Annotated in this window: 18 protein-coding genes; 4 read left to right on the top strand and 14 right to left on the bottom strand. The window is 65.8% G+C overall.

Features of this window, described 5'->3' with window-relative positions:
• Positions 1-174: 174 nt before the first annotated feature.
• Positions 175-636, bottom strand: coding sequence for a manganese-binding transcriptional regulator MntR (gene mntR, locus BW994_RS10185; protein WP_029311955.1), 462 nt, complete (start codon positions 634-636; stop codon positions 175-177).
• A gap of 93 nt (positions 637-729) precedes the next feature.
• Here mntR and BW994_RS19645 point away from each other — a divergent pair, with 93 nt between their 5' ends.
• Both BW994_RS19645 and BW994_RS10175 read left to right on the top strand, forming a co-directional pair.
• Entirely contained in the window at positions 730-906 is a 177-nt protein-coding gene (locus tag BW994_RS19645) for a hypothetical protein (protein WP_156038131.1), read from the top strand.
• Positions 903-2252, top strand: coding sequence for an NRAMP family divalent metal transporter (locus BW994_RS10175; protein ID WP_029311953.1), 1350 nt, complete (start codon positions 903-905; stop codon positions 2250-2252). The genes BW994_RS19645 and BW994_RS10175 overlap by 4 nt, the downstream gene beginning before the upstream one ends.
• A gap of 344 nt (positions 2253-2596) precedes the next feature.
• Here the strand turns inward: BW994_RS10175 and gspG are convergent, their stop codons facing one another.
• Positions 2597-3094, bottom strand: coding sequence for a type II secretion system major pseudopilin GspG (gspG, locus tag BW994_RS10170; RefSeq protein ID WP_281174437.1), 498 nt, complete (start codon positions 3092-3094; stop codon positions 2597-2599).
• A 28-nt stretch (positions 3095-3122) separates the two neighbouring features.
• Here gspG and BW994_RS10165 point away from each other — a divergent pair, with 28 nt between their 5' ends.
• The gene (locus BW994_RS10165; protein ID WP_175612108.1) at positions 3123-3545 is read left to right on the top strand and encodes a lytic transglycosylase domain-containing protein; all 423 of its coding nucleotides are present in this window, start codon (positions 3123-3125) and stop codon (positions 3543-3545) included.
• A 97-nt stretch (positions 3546-3642) separates the two neighbouring features.
• Here BW994_RS10165 and BW994_RS10160 read toward each other — a convergent pair whose 3' ends face one another.
• The 12 genes from BW994_RS10160 to BW994_RS10105 all read right to left on the bottom strand — a co-directional run bounded on the left by BW994_RS10160 (position 3643) and on the right by BW994_RS10105 (position 16217).
• Positions 3643-4599, bottom strand: a complete 957-nt coding sequence (locus BW994_RS10160; RefSeq protein WP_051657347.1) for a ferritin-like domain-containing protein — start codon at positions 4597-4599, stop codon at positions 3643-3645.
• Positions 4600-4906: 307 nt separating this feature from the next.
• On the bottom strand, positions 4907-6103 hold the full coding sequence (locus tag BW994_RS10155) for an acyltransferase family protein (protein ID WP_029311949.1): 1197 nt from the start codon (positions 6101-6103) through the stop codon (positions 4907-4909).
• Complete coding sequence (locus tag BW994_RS10150) at positions 6084-6950, bottom strand: type II secretion system minor pseudopilin (protein WP_051657346.1); 867 nt, start codon at positions 6948-6950, stop codon at positions 6084-6086. Before BW994_RS10150 ends, BW994_RS10155 begins: the two co-directional genes overlap by 20 nt.
• A complete protein-coding gene (gene gspD / locus BW994_RS10145) occupies positions 6947-9256 on the bottom strand; it encodes a type II secretion system secretin GspD (protein WP_139334067.1) in 2310 nt (769 codons plus the stop codon). Before gspD ends, BW994_RS10150 begins: the two co-directional genes overlap by 4 nt.
• Entirely contained in the window at positions 9253-9888 is a 636-nt protein-coding gene (locus tag BW994_RS10140) for a hypothetical protein (protein WP_029311946.1), read from the bottom strand. Before BW994_RS10140 ends, gspD begins: the two co-directional genes overlap by 4 nt.
• Positions 9889-9992: 104 nt before the next feature.
• The gene (gene gspM / locus BW994_RS10135) at positions 9993-10604 is read right to left on the bottom strand and encodes a type II secretion system protein GspM (RefSeq protein ID WP_029311945.1); all 612 of its coding nucleotides are present in this window, start codon (positions 10602-10604) and stop codon (positions 9993-9995) included.
• Complete coding sequence (locus tag BW994_RS10130; protein ID WP_051657344.1) at positions 10601-11650, bottom strand: PilN domain-containing protein; 1050 nt, start codon at positions 11648-11650, stop codon at positions 10601-10603. Before BW994_RS10130 ends, gspM begins: the two co-directional genes overlap by 4 nt.
• A gap of 168 nt (positions 11651-11818) precedes the next feature.
• A complete protein-coding gene (locus BW994_RS10125) occupies positions 11819-12439 on the bottom strand; it encodes a PulJ/GspJ family protein (protein ID WP_029311943.1) in 621 nt (206 codons plus the stop codon).
• Complete coding sequence (locus BW994_RS10120) at positions 12436-12870, bottom strand: type II secretion system protein (RefSeq protein ID WP_029311942.1); 435 nt, start codon at positions 12868-12870, stop codon at positions 12436-12438. The genes BW994_RS10125 and BW994_RS10120 overlap by 4 nt, the downstream gene beginning before the upstream one ends.
• Positions 12845-13282 (bottom strand): GspH/FimT family pseudopilin, encoded by a 438-nt coding sequence (locus tag BW994_RS10115; RefSeq protein WP_029311941.1) that lies wholly within the window; start codon positions 13280-13282, stop codon positions 12845-12847. The genes BW994_RS10120 and BW994_RS10115 overlap by 26 nt, the downstream gene beginning before the upstream one ends.
• A gap of 2 nt (positions 13283-13284) precedes the next feature.
• Positions 13285-14505: a type II secretion system F family protein gene (locus BW994_RS10110; protein WP_029311940.1), complete on the bottom strand. Its 1221-nt coding sequence runs from the start codon at positions 14503-14505 to the stop codon at positions 13285-13287.
• Positions 14505-16217 (bottom strand): GspE/PulE family protein, encoded by a 1713-nt coding sequence (locus BW994_RS10105; protein WP_029311939.1) that lies wholly within the window; start codon positions 16215-16217, stop codon positions 14505-14507. The genes BW994_RS10110 and BW994_RS10105 overlap by 1 nt, the downstream gene beginning before the upstream one ends.
• 197 nt (positions 16218-16414) lie before the next feature.
• Between BW994_RS10105 and BW994_RS10100 the strand changes: the two genes are divergently transcribed.
• Positions 16415-17191 carry a prepilin peptidase gene (locus BW994_RS10100; RefSeq protein WP_342667839.1) on the top strand — a complete coding sequence of 259 codons (777 nt, stop codon included), beginning with the start codon at positions 16415-16417 and terminating at the stop codon, positions 17189-17191.
• Positions 17192-17199 lie beyond the last annotated feature (8 nt).

The raw sequence follows: 17199 nt of genomic DNA, 5'->3' as shown, positions 1-17199 counted from the left end.
ATGGACCAATACAAAATCAACCCCGACGGCAGCATCGACTTCACGCCAGAACAACTCCACGAAATCCTCGGCCCACCCCCACCGCCCGTGCCACCCTGGCACCAGCCCTTCATCCCCTCCTTCAACGTCAAAAAACTCTGGCGGAGGGGGCCATGATTTCGCACACCTAAATCGTTACGATATCGTACCAAATTGACCGTAGGCATCGATGAATTTCATGAAGGCACGCCCGGTGACGTCCGACACATAGTGTTCCATACCCTCGGCATCGGCCTCGGCAACGTCGGTTGGTACGCCCAGCGTCTCCAGCACCCGAACCACCAGCCGATGCCGCACGCGCGCCCGTTCGGCCATCTGCATACCAATTTCGGTCAGAAAAATACCACGGTAAGGTTCAGACATCGCCAACCCCTGCCGCTTTAACCGGTTGATCGTCTTCGCCGCCGTCGGATGCGCCACCCCCATCCGCCGCGCGATATCGACCAGCCGCGCCTCACCGGCATCGGCCAGCAAATCCGCAATCAGCTCGACATAATCCTCCAGCAGCGCCGTCGCCTGCGCATCCCGCACCCGCCCAAACCGCCGCGCCTGCGCCGGTTCCGACGGCAATGTCCTCACCCCACCCGCCTTCGTCATCGCGCCCCTCTGTTCGCCGCGTCCCGGCGGCCGCTGTTGACTCTGTTAGACCTATAACTTTACCATGTAGCCATGGCAACAATTGAAACCCTCATGAACGACGAACCGACCGTTCACCAGGATGCCGCATTTTACGCTGCCCGCCGCACCATGACCTGGCAGCGCAGCACAATCTCGCCCCGCCTGCGGCTGCTGCTCTGGTCCCTGCGGCTCTACGTGGTGCTCATGCTCGCAGTCGTCGCCATCGCCCTCGCGCGCCTCCTGCAATGAGCCGCGCCGACCCGGCCGCGCCCACCGCCCCCTCGCACGAGGATTTCGATCGCGCGGCCGACCGCCAAACCATTTTGCGCGCCCGCGGTCACAGATCCCGCTGGTTCGGCGCCCGCGTCCTGCTGCTCCTGGTCGGTCCCGGCGTCATCACCTTCCTCGGCGAGAACGATGCCCCGAGCATGTTGTCATACGCCGCCACCGGCGCGCAATTCGGCATCGGCTTCTTCCTGCCCTTCATCCTGTTCACCTTTGCGATCGGCTTCGTGGTGCAGGAAATGGTCGCCCGCGTCGGCGCCGCCACCGGCCAGGGCCATGCCGAACTCATCTTCGCCCGCTTCGGCCGGTTCTGGGGCGGCTTCGCGATGCTCGATCTCACCGCCGGCAATTTTCTGACCCTCGTCACCGAATTCATCGGCATCCGCGCCGGCCTCGGCTATTTCGGCGTGCCCCCCGCCGTTGCGGTCGGCGGCAGCATCCTGGTGATCGGCCTCGCGATTTCGACCTCGCGCTACCGCACCTGGGAGCGTTTCGCGATGGCCCTGGCCCTGGGCAACGCCATTTTTCTCCCCGTCGCCCTGCTCGCCCACCCCGATGCCACGGCGATCGGCCACGCCATGCTCACCTGGAGCCCACTGCCCGGCGGCCTGAAACCCGGCACGATCACCTTGATGATCGCCGACATCGGTGCCACCGTCACACCCTGGATGCTGTTTTTCCAGCAAGGCGCCGTGGCCGACAAAGGGCTGACATCGACCGAATTATCCGGCGCGCGGATCGACACGCTGATCGGCACGCTCCTCGCCGCGACCTTCGCCATCGCCGCGGTGGTCGCCACCGCACCCTTGTTCGCGCACGGCATCAGCGCCGGCAATTTCCAGACCGCCCAGTTCGCCGAGGCCCTGCAACCCCTGATCGGCCGCCTCGGCGCCTCATTGTTCGCGATCGGCATTTTCGAGGCCGGGCTGGTCGCGGCGATCGCGATATCGACCTCATCGGCCTACGCCTTCGGCGAAGTCACCGGCACCGCCCATAGTCTGAACGCGACAATGCGCGACGGCTGGCGCTTCTACGCCGTCCTGCTCGGCTCCGCCTGCGCCGCCGGCGGCCTGACCCTGATCCCCGGCGCCCCGCTCGAAGACATCGTCATCCTGGTCAACGTCGTCGCAACCCTCGCGATGCCGCCCGCCCTGCTCTTCCTCATCGTCATCGCCAACGATGCCGAAATCATGGGCCAACACCGCAACGGCCGCCTGGGCAACATCGCCGGCATCGGCGTCACCCTCTTCCTCGTCGCCAGCGGCCTCACCTTCGCCGCCACGGTCCTGTTGCCGCACCTGTTCAGCTGAGCATGACCAAACTAAGCGTGACCCAGATCCACGCGATGTCCGTGCAACCCGACCGACCACCCTCCGTTTGCCAAAATTGCCGTCTTGGTCATCAAGCCCTCAAAGCCGGCTTTCGAAGCGGGCGTTGCCACCACTCAAACTCTTCGGTCCGGCTCATAGGCGCAGGCTCATAGCGTCATCACGATCATGGAGAGTTTAAGCGACGAGGTAGCCTATCTAATCGTTCAACGCGATCTACGCCATGCACCGCGACCGCCGATACCGGACGAGGGCGCGGCACGAAACTTGGTGGGGACGCCCGCACGGCAGCGGTGATCTGTATCGCCCCCGCTACCGCCCACGCTTCACTTGTTGCAGATCAGATGCGGCGCGCCGCTCGCAGCCGCGTTCGGCCCGCGCGAGCATAAATCATAGGCCATGCCTGCCCGGTCCGACGGATCGCGATAAATATACGGATGGTTCCACGGATCGACCGGCAGTTTCCCCGCCTTCACGTAAGGGCCGTTCCAGTTCTCAACCCCCGCCGGCTGCGCCACCAGTGCCTCCAGCCCCTGTTCCGTCGTCGGGTACGAACCGGTGTCGAGCTTGTACATATCGAGCACCGACTCCAACCGCTCGATCGACTGCCCCGCAATCGACACCCGCGCCCGACCCAGCTGATGCAGCACCGCCGGCGCCACAATGCCGATCAACAACCCGATTATGACAATCACCACCATGATCTCGAGCAGTGTAAACCCGGCCTCACCCGACGGGGTCACCGGTTCGACAGCACGAAACAGCCTGCGATTGATTAAATCGCGCAGATGCGACACCATGCGGCGCGGCTTATTGGAGTGCATGAGGTTGGGGATCCCTTATCTGGCGTGTATGGCGCTCGTCGCGTCGATCTATCATCTGCCGCCGCGCGTGCTCCCTTCGATCGCAATCGTCGAGGGCGGTATAAACGGCAGTATCGATCATAACGTCAATGGCTCGGACGATCTTGGTATCATGCAGGTGAACACGATCTGGTTGCCCGCTTTGTCGCGCTACACCGGCCTGGCGACCAGCGTGGTGAAAACCCGCCTCACCAACCAGCCATGCTTCAACATTGCCGCCGCCGGCGCCATCCTGCGCACGTATCTGACGCAGGACGATGGGCATCTGATGCAGGCCGTTGGTGATTACCATTCCCATACCGCGCCACTCAATCATGCCTACCAGATCAAGGTCGTCAATGCAGCGCGCCGCCTGTTCGCTTCACGCCGGTCTGCTGCGCCACAGCCGGCGAGGGTCGCGGCCGATCGGTGAATAAAACACGGCACGACGGGTGTAAACCATCGTGCCGTGCTTTCGCGCTCATCGCAACGAAGTGCCGGGCGCGCTGAACCGCGCCCGGCCCGTCCGATCAGGATGTATAGATCGTGCCGTTCATGCCCGACGGGAAGAAGAGACCGCTCGTCAGGCCGGTGCCCGTTGCACCATAAACGATGTTCAGCACTTGTTGCGGCGTACGACGGAACACCAGCGCCTGCGACCCGAACGGACCGACGTTGACCGCACCGTTCGGCATCAGCACACCCTGGTCATCAGCCGGAATGCCGGTCATGCCACCGGTGCCTGCCAATGTCGCGCGCAGAGCCGAAATTTTTGCGAGCGGGCCGCCGCCGCCGATCGTGGCAAGCAAGGTACGGACCGTCGCGGCGTGATACGCTTCGACAGCCTCGATTGCGCCCGCGTAGGTAACGTTGGCCGGCGTGGTCAATGCGGCCAGAGCACCACAATATGCGGTCACACCGACATCCTCGAACACATAGGCGCCGATCAGGAAGCTGATTTCATCGGCGAACGGGTTGAACGTCTGCCCTTTCACGATCAAGCCGGCCGCAAGGGCCAGGGTGTTCCAGGAATTGACGATATCGATGTTCGGCATCGCGACGGCAGACGAGCCGAGCGCAGCGCGCAAAAACCGCACGTGGGTCTGTTCATCGGCGGCGATGTTGGCAGCGTACTGCTGATAGATCGGGGTCTTGAACGGAACCGCGGCACCACCGGTGACCTTGCCCTGGGTTCCCGTGCCGGTCTGATCGCCAGTGGCGACGCCCTGGCCGGTCACGGCGTAGAGATAGTAGTTCGCTTCGAGATATTCGAGATTGAGCGCGAAGTTCAGAATATCCGCATCCGTATAAGTCGTCGCGGCACGCGCCGAAGGGCTGGTCAGTGCCAGACCGCCGACACCCGCCGCGGTCATGCCGCTCAGCGCTGCAACGCCGGCCACCCCAACGCCCGCATTCCGCATGAGGCTGCGGCGACCGGCGCGTGCATTCGCGACGGTTTTGATTTGCTCGGTCACATCGATCGTCATTGGCTGATTCCCTGAAAGTTGATGAAAACGACATTGTCAGACCGGAGCGCACAAATGAGCTGGCAGTCGAAAACCAATGGAATTGACGACTGCTGCATTGCCCGACATAGTTTACCAGTGGCCGCTGTGCTCCCCTTTGATCACGCCGCTCCGTCATCCAGCTCCGACCCACAGACTCCTGGCCCGGATTTTTAAAAGCGCGGCTCTGATACCGTGGATACCGCCGAGCGCCCTCGACAGATGCAGCACCGTGAAAATTTATTTTACGAAAAAATCCAGCATTGTAATAAATTTTTAACAAAAAGCTTTAGATCTCGGAACGGACACGGCCGATCCTGACACCATGGTCATCATCGACATCCGAGGCTGTCTGGCGGTAGCGACCGCTCAGTCGATGGCCGAGTCCGATCGTCTTTTCTTCGATGGTACGATGCAGAAAATATGCAATCAAAGTGATGGCTCCAATGGAGCCCAACAATGCTGCGTCGTAGTTCAAATGGAAAACCATCATCAAGATCTTTATCATGGTAAATCCGATCACGGCGTGGATCAGATAAAACGGAAAACTGATCGAGGCGACAAAATCGAGCGCCCGATTATCCCTGATCCGGTGCCGCGCCGCATAGAGCGTGCCAAATACCGCCAGAGCCGCACAATAATTGCCGGCCACCACGCGGTACTCCGGCTGGGCTACGCCCCACGCTGCCGCTGTAGCGAACAGCAGCACCATCGCAGCACCACCCGCCAGCAACCCCCGCGTGCCAAGCTGTCCGCTGTTATGAAAATTGAACGCCACGCCGATCAGCATGAAAACAAGATACTGCAGTTCGAACCCGAACCCGCTGATCATGCGCGATCCCAGCGACGGATCGCCTCCAGCCGGATGCCGGCCGATCAGCACAGCCAGCGCGACCAGCCCGATTGCCACGCCGATCAATGCCAGGATGCTGCCACGCCGGATCACCCCAGCGAGCAGCAACACCATCAGATAGAACTCGAGCTCGATCGTCAGCGTCCAGTTCACGAAATCGATCACCGGCGCGCCGGTCAAATTAGCGACCAGCAGAAGATTCGCAACGATCGTGCCTGCACCATAGGTAAACGGCCGCTGCCAATAGTACGCGGCCGCATACAGCACGCCCAGTTCGATCAGCAGCGCCAGAATGAACAACGGGTAGATCCGCAGCATCCGTGCCACCAGAAACGTCAGGCGGGTGTGCCGGGCCAGCGAATAGGGAATGACCAGGCCACTGATCAGAAAGAACAACCCGACGCCGAACGGCCCCAGTTGGAACCATCGATCATCGACCCAATCATAAGCCGCCGGCGCCACGCCGGTCTGCACCGGTGAAAATGTCGCCGCCGCAACAAATTGCGGAACCGCCCAATAGACACCGAGCAAATGACTGCACGCGACCAGAATTGCCGCCACACCGCGCAGTTGGTTGGCGAATGCGAGCCGCCGCACCGGCAACCGCGCGCGTTCAGGATTGTGCGGCGACATGGAGCGCAGCAGGGGGCGCAGCAGGGGTCGACCACATCAATATCCGCATCCACCCGCTCGCCTGCGATCCCAGCCGCACGATCGCGCGCCGGGTGAACCGCGTATTCCCAGGACCCGATGCCGTGGCGGTGATCTCGATGACCCGTAATCCCAGCGGATGCGGCATGAACGCCGCGCCGGCCCCGGCGCCCATTGCCACCGCTCGTTTCACCGCTGGCGCCGCATAGGCGAGGTTGACCCCGCCGTTGCCGAACAGCGTGAGATACGGCCGCAATGCGCTCGCCAAACGGGGTGACACGCCGGCGACCAACCCGAGTTCCGCGAGCGATTCAAACGGCGTCCCGGGCGGCCCGAACTGGTGGCCGCCATTGCGATACTGTGCGGCAAGTTGCACGGCGCTCTGCGCATTCCCGTCCGGCGCCCGCCATTGCACGATCGCTGAAGCGACGGCCGCAGCCTGCGCCGGGCTGCGCCCGATCGCCACGATCAGTCCCTGCAACAACGAGGCGGGCGCTGCATTGAGGTTGATTTTGCCCGATTGATCGATCAGCGCGATCCGGATCCGGTCGACGAATGCATCCCCGTGAACACGGACCACATGGATCTGCCCATCCGCGGGCCAATGGGACGCGGTCTGGTCGAGGCTGTGAAACGCCGCCACCGCAATCGCTCCGTCGGCCTGGCTCTGCAAAGCTGCACTGCGCCGCAGGTTCAGCGCAAGCCGCGCCTCGTCGCGGCCTGCCGCCTCGATATGACCGACCAGAAACATCAGCAGCACGACGGTCCACAACACGATGATCAGCGCGACACCCGATTGCCGTTCAGCGGGCAGTGCCCGGCCAGTCACTGCTGAACCCGCAGGGCACGGCGAACCGCGAGGTTAGGATCGGAAAGTCCGGCATCCGGCACGGTCAACTCCGCCGGCACATTGGTCGCCCCCGGCATCGCACGTTCCATATCCGCCGTCAGCGCCTGCACATCGTGCGTGTTGTAAACCACATGCGGCGTCAGCAGTACCAGCAACTCGTCCCGCACCCGCGTATTGTTCTGGGTACCCGCCAGCGCGCCGAGCACAGGAATATCCTTCAGCCACGGAATCCCCTGGTTATCGTGCGAGGCACTGTCCGTGATCAACCCGGCCAACCCGATTGTCTGGCCATCCTGCACCACGACGCTCGACGATATGCTGCGCTGAAGAAATGTCGGCGACTGGATGCCGTTGGTCGTTGTTGCGGTCGAGACGCTGCTGACGTTCTGGGCGATCTGCAACTCTACCAGCCCGTCACGATCGACCCGCGGCGTCACCTTCATGATCACGCCGGTCGGCTGGTATTGAATGCTGCTGATCACCGGCGCGCCAGACGTAATGGTACTCTGCGAACTCGACGTTAAGTACGGCACCAGGCTGCCCACCTGCAATTGCGCCGTATGATTGTTGAGCACCAGCAACTCCGGCGAAGACAGGACCCGCACCTTGGTCACCGCCTGCAATGCCGAAATCGCCAGCGGCGCGCCACCGACCCCGCTGCCCCCGATCACGAAGCCGGGAAACGTCGAATTGAGCGCCACATTGGCCGGTGTGGTGAGCGATGCCGTGCCGTTGTTCAGAATACCGTTGATGCCGCCTGCCTTCTGGAAAAAAAACTGCGTGCCGTATTGCAGATTGTTGTTGAGCTGCACCTCTGCGATCGTCGCATCGATCCGCACTTCCAGCGGCAGCACATCGATCTTGCGCAACATTGCGTTGACCAGATTGTCCTCGCTCTGCGTTGCATAGATCAGCAGAGCGTTATTCTGCTGATCGGGAATGATCCGCATCGCATCGCCGCCGCCACCACCACCAGCAGCCCCGCCACCGCCCAGTCCGCCCAGCAGCGGATTGGCCGAACTGCTCGAAGCCGCCGCCGGCGTGCCGGTGGCCGCCGGTGCCGCGGTACCGCCACCACTGCCGATGCCGCCCGACGCAATGCCGCCACCCGCTCCACCCAACGGGCTCGATGTAGAAATCCCGCCGGATCCGCTGCCAAGCGTCGCTGCCCCGCCCATCTGCTCGCCGGTGCCGCCGGCACCACCGGTCGCAGTCCCGTTCGGCTGCGCGGTCACGTTATCGGGGGTGAACGCCTGCTGCAGCACATACGCAAGATTGTTGGCCTGGCTATCCTGGAGATAATAGACGTGCCAGCTTCGCGTCGTCTGCGCCTGGCTCCGCTCGATCAGGTCGAACACCCGCCGCACATCCGCGATCGTGCCCGGCCGGTTTGCCACCGCCAGAATGGCATTGACCTGCTCCATCGGCACGATCCGCAATCCGGCCATGTCCGCCTTGCCGGTCAACGCGGTCTGCAAGGATCCCGCCATGTCCTTGGCATCCCCGGCCGATACCGGGAGCAGCGCGTAGGATTGCCCCGCCAACTGATCGATATCGAACGCCCGCACCAGGCCGAGCATCGTCGCCCGATCCGCCGGGTCGCCTGACAGCAGCACCGCATTACCGTTGGGGGCGGCAATAATCTTGCCCCCGGCACCGATGAAGGGCTGCAACACCTTGGCGAGTTCCCCGGCGGCCGCGTAGCGCAGCGGCACCAGCGTGCTGCCTGCCTCGGCGATGTTGCCGGCCAGATTGGTCGTGGTCGCCGCGGTCGCCGCCGGCACCACCCGGTACAACGTGCCGGTCTGCACCAGCGCCGCCCCGTTCTCGCCCAGCAACGCCTGCAGCACCGGCAGAAGCTCCGTCCGCGTCAGCGGCTGCGCGGTGTGAAACGTCGCCGTGCCGTGTACGCTGGGATCGATCACGTAGTTCACATGCAGCATATCCCCGAGGATCTGGGCGATCACGGTACGGATATCGGTATCGGCAAAGTTCAGTGAGATATCGCCACCGCTGGCCCCAGCGGCCCCTGAGCCACCGGGCGGCAGGCCGAGCGGTTGCGCCTGCCCGTAGCTCATCTGCGGCGATGCCCGCCGGGCCGGGCCGAGGTTCGTATTGGGATCGAGTGTGGCGTAACGCGCGCCGGCCGACCCGCGCAGCTGGCTCAACCGCTGCGGCGCCGCGAGCGGTTGCCGCGGTGCAGCGCACCCGCTCAGACCGCCCGCAGCCAGCAACCCGGCCAGACTGCCGAACGAGATAACCCGCGCGAGTCGACGTTTCATCATTCGGCTGGCACCCCGGCTGGCGTGGATGGTTTGCCCGCCGGCAGCAGTGGATGGCTGGCCGGTGGCGGCCGCAGCGGCGGCACCAGTTGCGATAACGCTGGCGGGCCCGACCAGGTCGCCGCATTCGGCAGGTCCGTCGGTGTCTGGTCGAGGGTAATTCCCCCCAGGGTCCGGGTCACGTGCGGCATCGCGAACAGGGAACCGGGTGGCACCATGTCCGCGGGTGCCGCAGGGGTCGCGCGCGGCGATGGTGCCGCAGCGCTCACGCTGGTACCCTGTGCGTCGCTGTAGGCAATCCGGACCGTTTCGACCCCATCGGGCCCGATCACCGATACATGATCACGCGCGATCCCCCGAATGGTGAAGCCGCCGATCCGCTCGCCCGGCTGCACGGTGATCGGCTCGCCCGTGGCGGGTGCGAAAATCGCAAGCCGTCCTTCCGGACTGACCATGATGCCGGTCAGCCTGGGCAGCGCCGCGGCGTCCGATCCCGCAACCGCCGCAACGGGTGCTGGCCGGCGCGAGGGGTTGAACAACGGTCGCGCCAGGACCGCGGCCACCCACGTATTGGCCCGACCCGGCCCGGCCGGCACAGCATGCGCCAGTCGCAACGGGGTCGGCCGAGACGCCATGAGCGCACTGCCTCCCCCCGCATGGGCCCACCATGCCTCGCCGACCACGATGCAACCCAGAACCAAAGCCAATCCACCCATCGTCATGAAGGCAAGTCGAAGCATTATTTCACCACAGCTTCACTACCCAATTCCACAGCCGATGGATGCGCGGTTCCAGCCCGGAAGGCAATCACGGTGATGGTCGCGCTCAACGGGGCATTTTCTCCCCGCGCGCCGATATCAGCGCCGCTCACCCGCAGATCATCAACCAGCATGGTCGGTTGTGCCGTGGTGATCGACTGCAACAGATGCACCAGCACCGGCCATTTGCCGCCCAGCGCCACCTGCAGGCGGATCAGACGATATCGCCCCCGACGCTGCGTCGCCAGCGTTTCGGTGCTCGAAATCACCGCCCCCACGCGGCTGGCCATACCCTGCACCGTCTGCTGCAACGTCGCGGCGGCGATCGCATCGGTCGAACCCTGCAACAGCACCATCCGCGCCGGCACCGACGCCGAGAGCCGGTGTTCGTCGCGTTCGAGCGCGGGCAGTTCGCCAGCCAGCCCCGCCAGATGCGCCGCGAACAGCCGGCGCTCGGCCAGATGCGCCGCGCGCGCGCCATACCAACCGACCAACGGGCTGCCAATCGCCAGCCACAGCACACCCAGCGCCAAGACTGCGAACCCCACCGCAAGCACGCGCCCGTTGCGCCCGGTCGGCAAATCAAGCTTCATGGCGCTGCCCCCGCCGCCGGCCGGATCGTCGCCTTGATGGTGAACAGATCCTTGTGAGTGTTCGCATCGCGCGTGACCGGTGCCGCAAACGCGACCGCACCCAGCGACGGATTGGCCGACAATGCCGCAAGCAAGGGTGCCGCGGCGCCGGACTGCCCGGCGAGTTGCAGATGCAACTGGCGCAGGCTCAGTTCAGTCAGATACGTATCATCGGGCAAGGCCCCCGTCACCGCGGCCAGCACCGCGAGGGGGTCGCCCACCCGAAGGCGCTCCCGCGCGATCACATCGACGCTCGACGATCCCGCGAGAATCCGGCGCCGCAAAGCCTCCGCCCGGACAACCACCGGGCGCAATACCTTGATCTGCTGATCGACCGCCCAGATCGCGCGCGCCTGCGTCAGAAACGGCAGCGCCACAGCCAGCACCGCCAGCGCAGCGCACGCCCCGCACAGGGCGTGCAAGGCGTTGCGCCGCCTGGTCTCCACCATCGCCGCCGCCATGCGGATCACCCGCACGCCATCGGCGCCCATCACTTCGATCGCGGTCGGCACGATCCCCGCCGCCGCCAGCGCCTCGATCACCGGGGCGACCGGTGCCTTCGGCACGATCGACAGCCGCAGCCCGATCTTCCCGCGCGACGCGTCGCGCCGTTCCAGCCTGCCGCTCCAATACACCGCCTCCGCCGCAAACGGCGTCAGCCGCACGATCTCATAGCCCAGTACAGACCGCCAATCGGCCTCGGCCGCCGCCGGCAGCACCACCATCCGTTCCAGCAGCATGGCTGTCGGCACGACCAGCACGACGCGCTGCGGCAATCCCCGGCGCGGGGTCGCGCGCAACGCCGCGAGACCGTGCTGATCCAGCGCCGTGCGCATCAGCAGGCGCGCGCGGCGCTGGCGCCGGACCGAAAGCTGCACGCCCGCCCCGTCGCCGCCCAACAATTCGACGACCAGCGCATCAACCCCGAGCGCGTCGCGGTCGACCAGCCGGGCGGGAATCAACTCGAACAGACGTTCGGCCCACCATCGCATGAAGGCGTTCAGCATAGCCCCGGTTTCCTCATTGGTTGGCCGCAATCCTCAAACAAATCGCCGGCCGCCTGATCCGCCTCGATGCCGCCAACCGCGTCCGGATCAAAGGACGATCCCTGCCGCCTCGCTACAAAAAAACAGTCCTGCCTGTGCTTCACCGGCATTGCGTCCAGACCACGCATCTCAAAAAACCGGCTCGCGCATCGGGGCAATCACCATCACCGGCCAATGGCGGCGGTTCGCCGCATGCCGGTCTCCGGCGAAGCGGAGGCGGATTTCGACCAGCGCCGGCGGGGTCCGGCTATCCCAACTGCGCAGCCACGCCCCCCCGCCCGGTGTCGGCCGCCAAAACGCGAAATCGACCGAAGCCACCCCATGCAACAGGGTCGTCGTGTGGATCACCTGCACCCCGGCCACCCGCACGGCATGAACATGCGGCGTCCAGCGCAGGATGAAATTGTGCCGCGCATCCACCGTCAACGATACGTCGACCGGCGTGAACGCCGCCACCGGCGCGCCCTCCGGCAAGCGCGTGGTGAACGCAAGCCCGTGCGCACGCCCGACGATGTTGGGCAGATCGACCTTAAATCCCGGCGCCATCTGCCCGATCAGCGTGCGCAACACCCGATCGGTCGCATCCAGGTCACCGCGCGCCGTAATCGTGCGGGCCTGCCCGTTCCATGCCCGCAACCCGAAACTGACGCTCTGGGTCAACCCGACCATCAGGAACCCGAACACCACCAGCGCGACCATGATTTCCAGCAGCGTGAATCCCGCTTGCGACCCACCATGCCCTGAATTCATCGTGCCTGCACCGCGACCGCGCCCAGCCGCTCGCCATGCAGCGTCACGCTGCGCCGCCCGCTGCCGGAATCCTCATCGCTGGATGCCCAGGACTCCGTCACGGTCAGCGCATACAATGCCGGCCGCGTGGGCTGCGGTGGCCCGCCGGTCACCGCAACGCCGAGCGGCATTACCCGCGTCTGCCACGTGAACCCGCCCCCGTCACGGCCGCTCTGAAGCCCGGCGCGAAACCCGCCCTGCACGAGCAGCCCCGCCATGTGCGATCGCGCACGCGACAAGGCTTCCTCATACCGGCTCGCAACCTTGGCCGATCGCATCCCGCCCACCGAACCCTGATAGAGCACGCCGAGCGCCAGCGCCGCGATGACCAGCGCCACCAGCACCTCGATCAGCGTGAAGCCGGCATCAGCCGGTCTGAACTTGGCCGACACTTACACGCCCATTCACCCAATGCACCACGATCACCGTGCGCATCGCCCGCAGCGACAACCCGATCGCCCCGCTGGTCGCACTGCCATCCGGCTCGAACACGATCACTGGTTTCGCAGCCGACAGCCCGATCCCGGGCGGCATTGCAATTTCATGACCCGGCGGCCCGAACACATGCTGCGCCGGATCGACCCGGAAGGACACCGGCTCGCCATGGGCAATCGCCTCGGTCCGCGCGAGCCGCAGCGCCTGCGCCACCCGGCTCGCCGCCGCGCGCAATGCCAGCGTCGGGCTGCGCTCGGGACCGCGGCCGATCACCAGCGTCAGCAACAGCCCCATCACCACGATCACGACCATGATTTCCAGCAGAGTGAAGCCGGCGGACCGCCCCGGATCGGTTCGGCGCGCAAGCATCCTCATCCCGCCAGATTGTTCAGGCTGAGCATCGACAGCATCAGCGACGACACGATCCCGCCGATGATCGCCCCCATCAAGATCGTGATGGCCGGCACCAGCAGCGAGACCAGGCGCTGAATCCCGAGCTGCACCGCCTCGTCATGAATGTCGGCGGCCCGCAGCGCGATCGCGCCGAGCTGCGCGGTCTCTTCGCCCAACCGCAGCAGATGCATGGTCCGCACCGGAAAAATCTGTGCCGCCGCCAGCGGTGCCGCCAGCCCCGCGCCGCCCTTGGCACTGCTGGTCGCCTGCTCCACCGCCGCGATGGCGGCCCGGTTGCCGATCACGTCGCGCACGATGCCGAGGGCCGCGATCAGCGGCACGCCGTTCAGCAGCAGCGATCCCAGCGTCCGCGTGAAGCGCGCGGCGAGCACCTCGCGCGTCAGCCCGCCGATCACCGGCAGGCGCAGCACCAGCCGGTCCACCACCAGCCGGACGCCGGGGCGTTGCAACAACTGACGCACCACCAGCCCGAGCCCGATCAAGCCGAGCAGCCCGTACAGCCCATCATGACGGATCAACGCACCGAACCGCAGCAAAAACGCGGTCGATGCAGGCATCGGCGCGCCGTTCTCGGCGAACAGCGGGGCGAATTGCGGCAATACCTCGGTCAGCAGCAGCGTCACCGACCCGATCGAGACCAGCGCCAGCATCCCGGGATAGATCATCGCCGACTGCACTGTGGCCGTCAGCTTGCGCTGGCGTTCCAGCAGCAGCGCCAGCCGGTCGAGGGTCGCGGCCAGCGCACCACCGGCCTCGCCCGCCCGCACCAGACCGACATAGAGCTTTGAGAAACTCTGCGGCTGCGCGGCCAGCGCCGCCGCGAGCGAACCACCGTCGCGCACCGCGGCGCGCAGTTGCTCGACCAGCCGCGCCACCCGCGGCTTGGGCGCCGTCTCGACCAGAAATCGCAGCGCCCGGTCCAGATCCTGCCCGGCGCCGAGCATGATCGAGAGTTCGCGCGTCAGATGCGCCACATCCTGCCGCCGCAGCCCCGTGTTGCCGAACTCGGTCGCCAGAAGTGCTGCGATGAACGACCGCTGGTCCGCCGGCTCGGTGCGGACCGGTATATTGCCGTCCCGTTGCAACCGCGCGATGACCTGCGCCGCATCCGGCGCGTCCATCACGCCGCTCGACATCCGGCCCGACCGGTCGATCGCGGTGTAGCGAAACGCCGCCATCAGGCGCCCGACCTGATGCTGCGCACCACTTCCTCGACGGTAGTCTCCCCGGCCAGCGCCGCCGCAATCCCGCGATCGAACATGGTCACCATTCCCGCCGCGACCGCCGCGCGTTCGATGTCGGCCTGATCCGCCCGCGCAAAGATCAATCGCTCGATCGCCGCATTCGGCTCGAGAAACTCGGCGATCGCCATGCGGCCGCGAAACCCGGTGTTGCGGCATTGCGGGCAGCCCACCGCGTGCCAGATCGTGACCGGCGCACCGTTGCCATGATCGAGATCGAACTGGCGCACCAGCTCGTCCGGTGCGGGCGCCGGTGCGCGGCAGGCCAGACACAGCCGCCGCACCAGGCGCTGGGCCAGCACGCCGCGAATCGTCGCCGCGATCAGATAATCTTCGAGCCCCATGTCGCGCAGCCGCGTGATGGTCGCCGCCGCCGAATTGGTATGCACGGTCGACAACACCAGATGCCCGGTCAGCGCCGCCCGTGCCGCGACCTGCACGGTCTCCAGGTCGCGGATTTCGCCGACCATGATGACATTCGGGTCCTGGCGCAGGATCGAGCGCAGCAGCGTCGCGAAATGCAGGTCGATCTGCGGCTTGACCTGGATCTGGTTGATGCCGTCGAGCTGAAACTCGATCGGGTCCTCGATCGTGACGATCTTGCGCGCCGTCACGTTCAGCCCGCTCAGCCCGGTGTACAACGTCGTCGTCTTGCCGCTGCCGGTCGGCCCGGTCACCAGCACGATGCCGTTGTGCAGTTCCAGTGCAGCGCCCAACTTACCGATGATCGCCGGCGGTAGACCGAGCACGCCGTAATCGAGTTCGACCGCGCTGCGATCCAGAATCCGCAGCGCGACGGCCTCACCATGCAGCGACGGCACGGTCGAGACGCGGATATCGATGTCCTGACCGCGCACGGCGAGCTTGATGCGGCCATCCTGCGGCAGACGCCGCTCTGCGATATCGAGCCGCGCCATGATCTTCACGCGCGAGGTAATCGCCGCGGTCAGTTGCGCCGGCTGGTTCTCCGCCTCGTGCAACTCACCGTCATAGCGGTAGCGCACCCGCAACCGGTCTTCGAACGGTTCGAGGTGAATGTCCGACGCCTGGGTCTCAACCGCCCGGAAGATAATCTGGTTGACCAGCCGGATCACCGGCGCCTCGCTCGCCAGATCCTTCAGCCGCTCGGCGTCCTCTTCCAGCGGTTCGCGCCCCGGGAGCCCCTCGGCCTCGTCCGCTCCGGTGCCGGGCGCGTCCGGGTACAGCCGGTCGAGCGCCGCATCGATCTCGATCGGCAGCGCCACCTCGCGCCGCACCGCAAGCCCGGTCGCGGCGGCAATCGCGGCGGCGGTGAAATCATCGAGCGGATCGGCCATTGCCACCACCAGGTGCCCGGCCTCGATCGCCACCGGCACGGCGCGGGCATTGCGCAGGAACAAGGCGGGCAATTCGCCCGGCAGGACCGGCTCCGCATCGGGGTAGCGCGCCGGCCCAGCCACCGCGCAGTCGAGCAGCCGCGCATAGATCTGCGCGAGCCCGCGTTCGGAAATCAGGCCCAGCTGGATCATCACCATGTCCAACCGCTGGTCGCCGTCCGCCGCGACCGACCGCGCCCGCGCCACGGTCCGTGCGTCGCACACGCCGGAGGCGATCACCAGGTCAGCCAATGCATCGAGCCGGTCGGGCGGGCGCGGTGCCGCCACCGGCATGGCCGGGGCGGGCGCTTCCGCGTCCCGCCGTGCACCGCTCCTTCGGCTTGTGCCGAACCGTGGCACCGCCCATTTACGTGATATCGACCATTCCAATTGTCTCGGCTGCTCCTAAACGACCAGTCGCTGCATCCAACTCTTGTACCGTCCCGTTATCCTTATAGATGCAGCCGTGCCGTTTCAAAACCCTTCACCAACTGCCGATCGGGCGAGGCGAACAGGAGTATCGACTGGTTTTCTGGCTGCCCCCTCTCCTGGTCGCGCCCTTTGCCGGCAGTGTCGCAGGCGTCATGGTCCGCCGCCTGCCTGCCGGCCGCCCGGTCGGCATGGCCCGATCGGCCTGCGACCATTGCAACCAGACGCTTGCTCCGCGCGACCTTATTCCCCTGATCAGCATAGCGCTGCTGCGCGGCCGGTGCCGCACCTGCGGCGGGCCGATCGCGCGGTTCCACCTCGCGATTGAACTCGCCGCCGTCGCCATCACGCTGTGGGCGATCAGCGCCACGCGCACCCCGTCGGAACTCTGGACCGCCTGTGGCCTGGGCTGGACCCTGTTGGCTTTGGCCTGGATCGATGCCGAACACCTGATCCTGCCCGATGTCCTCACTCTGCCACTGATCATCGCCGGCCTTTGCGTTACCTGGTGGCTCACGCCGGCCGCGCTCACCGCCCACGCGCTCGGTGCCATCGCGGGGTACCTGGGCTTTCGCGCGATCGCCCTGACGTACCGCGTGCTTCGCGGCCGCGAAGGGCTCGGCGCCGGCGATGCCAAGCTGCTGGCTGCCGCCGGCGCCTGGGTGGGCCTCGCCGCGCTGCCCGACCTGATCCTGGCCGCCGGGTTGCTCGGCCTCGCCGTTGCCATCGCTGCCCGCAGCCCGGCCGCCCGTTCCATCACCGTATGGCCGCCGGGTGCGGCCATCCCGTTTGGTCCCGCCCTTGCCCTCGCCACCTTCATCATCCGCCTCTACCGCTAGTTGAACGC

This window comes from Acidiphilium rubrum (genome assembly GCF_900156265.1).
GTDB lineage: Bacteria > Pseudomonadota > Alphaproteobacteria > Acetobacterales > Acetobacteraceae > Acidiphilium > Acidiphilium rubrum.
The sequence above is the reverse complement of the archived record's forward strand: the minus strand, read 5'-3'. Positions and strand labels throughout refer to the sequence as shown.

What these genes read in the sequence shown, in the direction of transcription:
- BW994_RS10125 (WP_029311943.1), bottom strand. Translation starts at nt 12,439, where the DNA reads ATGAATTCAGGGCATGGTGGGTCGCAAGCGGGATTCACGCTGCTGGAA.
- gspM (WP_029311945.1), bottom strand. Translation starts at nt 10,604, where the DNA reads ATGAAGCTTGATTTGCCGACCGGGCGCAACGGGCGCGTGCTTGCGGTG.
- BW994_RS10110 (WP_029311940.1), bottom strand. Translation starts at nt 14,505, where the DNA reads ATGGCGGCGTTTCGCTACACCGCGATCGACCGGTCGGGCCGGATGTCG.
- BW994_RS10140 (WP_029311946.1), bottom strand. Translation starts at nt 9,888, where the DNA reads ATGGCGTCTCGGCCGACCCCGTTGCGACTGGCGCATGCTGTGCCGGCC.
- BW994_RS10105 (WP_029311939.1), bottom strand. Translation starts at nt 16,217, where the DNA reads ATGCCGGTGGCGGCACCGCGCCCGCCCGACCGGCTCGATGCATTGGCT.
- BW994_RS10165 (WP_175612108.1), top strand. Translation starts at nt 3,123, where the DNA reads ATGGCGCTCGTCGCGTCGATCTATCATCTGCCGCCGCGCGTGCTCCCT.
- gspD (WP_139334067.1), bottom strand. Translation starts at nt 9,256, where the DNA reads ATGATGAAACGTCGACTCGCGCGGGTTATCTCGTTCGGCAGTCTGGCC.
- BW994_RS10160 (WP_051657347.1), bottom strand. Translation starts at nt 4,599, where the DNA reads ATGACGATCGATGTGACCGAGCAAATCAAAACCGTCGCGAATGCACGC.
- BW994_RS19645 (WP_156038131.1), top strand. Translation starts at nt 730, where the DNA reads ATGAACGACGAACCGACCGTTCACCAGGATGCCGCATTTTACGCTGCC.
- mntR (WP_029311955.1), bottom strand. Translation starts at nt 636, where the DNA reads ATGACGAAGGCGGGTGGGGTGAGGACATTGCCGTCGGAACCGGCGCAG.
- BW994_RS10175 (WP_029311953.1), top strand. Translation starts at nt 903, where the DNA reads ATGAGCCGCGCCGACCCGGCCGCGCCCACCGCCCCCTCGCACGAGGAT.
- BW994_RS10115 (WP_029311941.1), bottom strand. Translation starts at nt 13,282, where the DNA reads ATGCTTGCGCGCCGAACCGATCCGGGGCGGTCCGCCGGCTTCACTCTG.
- BW994_RS10155 (WP_029311949.1), bottom strand. Translation starts at nt 6,103, where the DNA reads ATGTCGCCGCACAATCCTGAACGCGCGCGGTTGCCGGTGCGGCGGCTC.
- gspG (WP_281174437.1), bottom strand. Translation starts at nt 3,094, where the DNA reads ATGCACTCCAATAAGCCGCGCCGCATGGTGTCGCATCTGCGCGATTTA.
- BW994_RS10130 (WP_051657344.1), bottom strand. Translation starts at nt 11,650, where the DNA reads ATGCTGAACGCCTTCATGCGATGGTGGGCCGAACGTCTGTTCGAGTTG.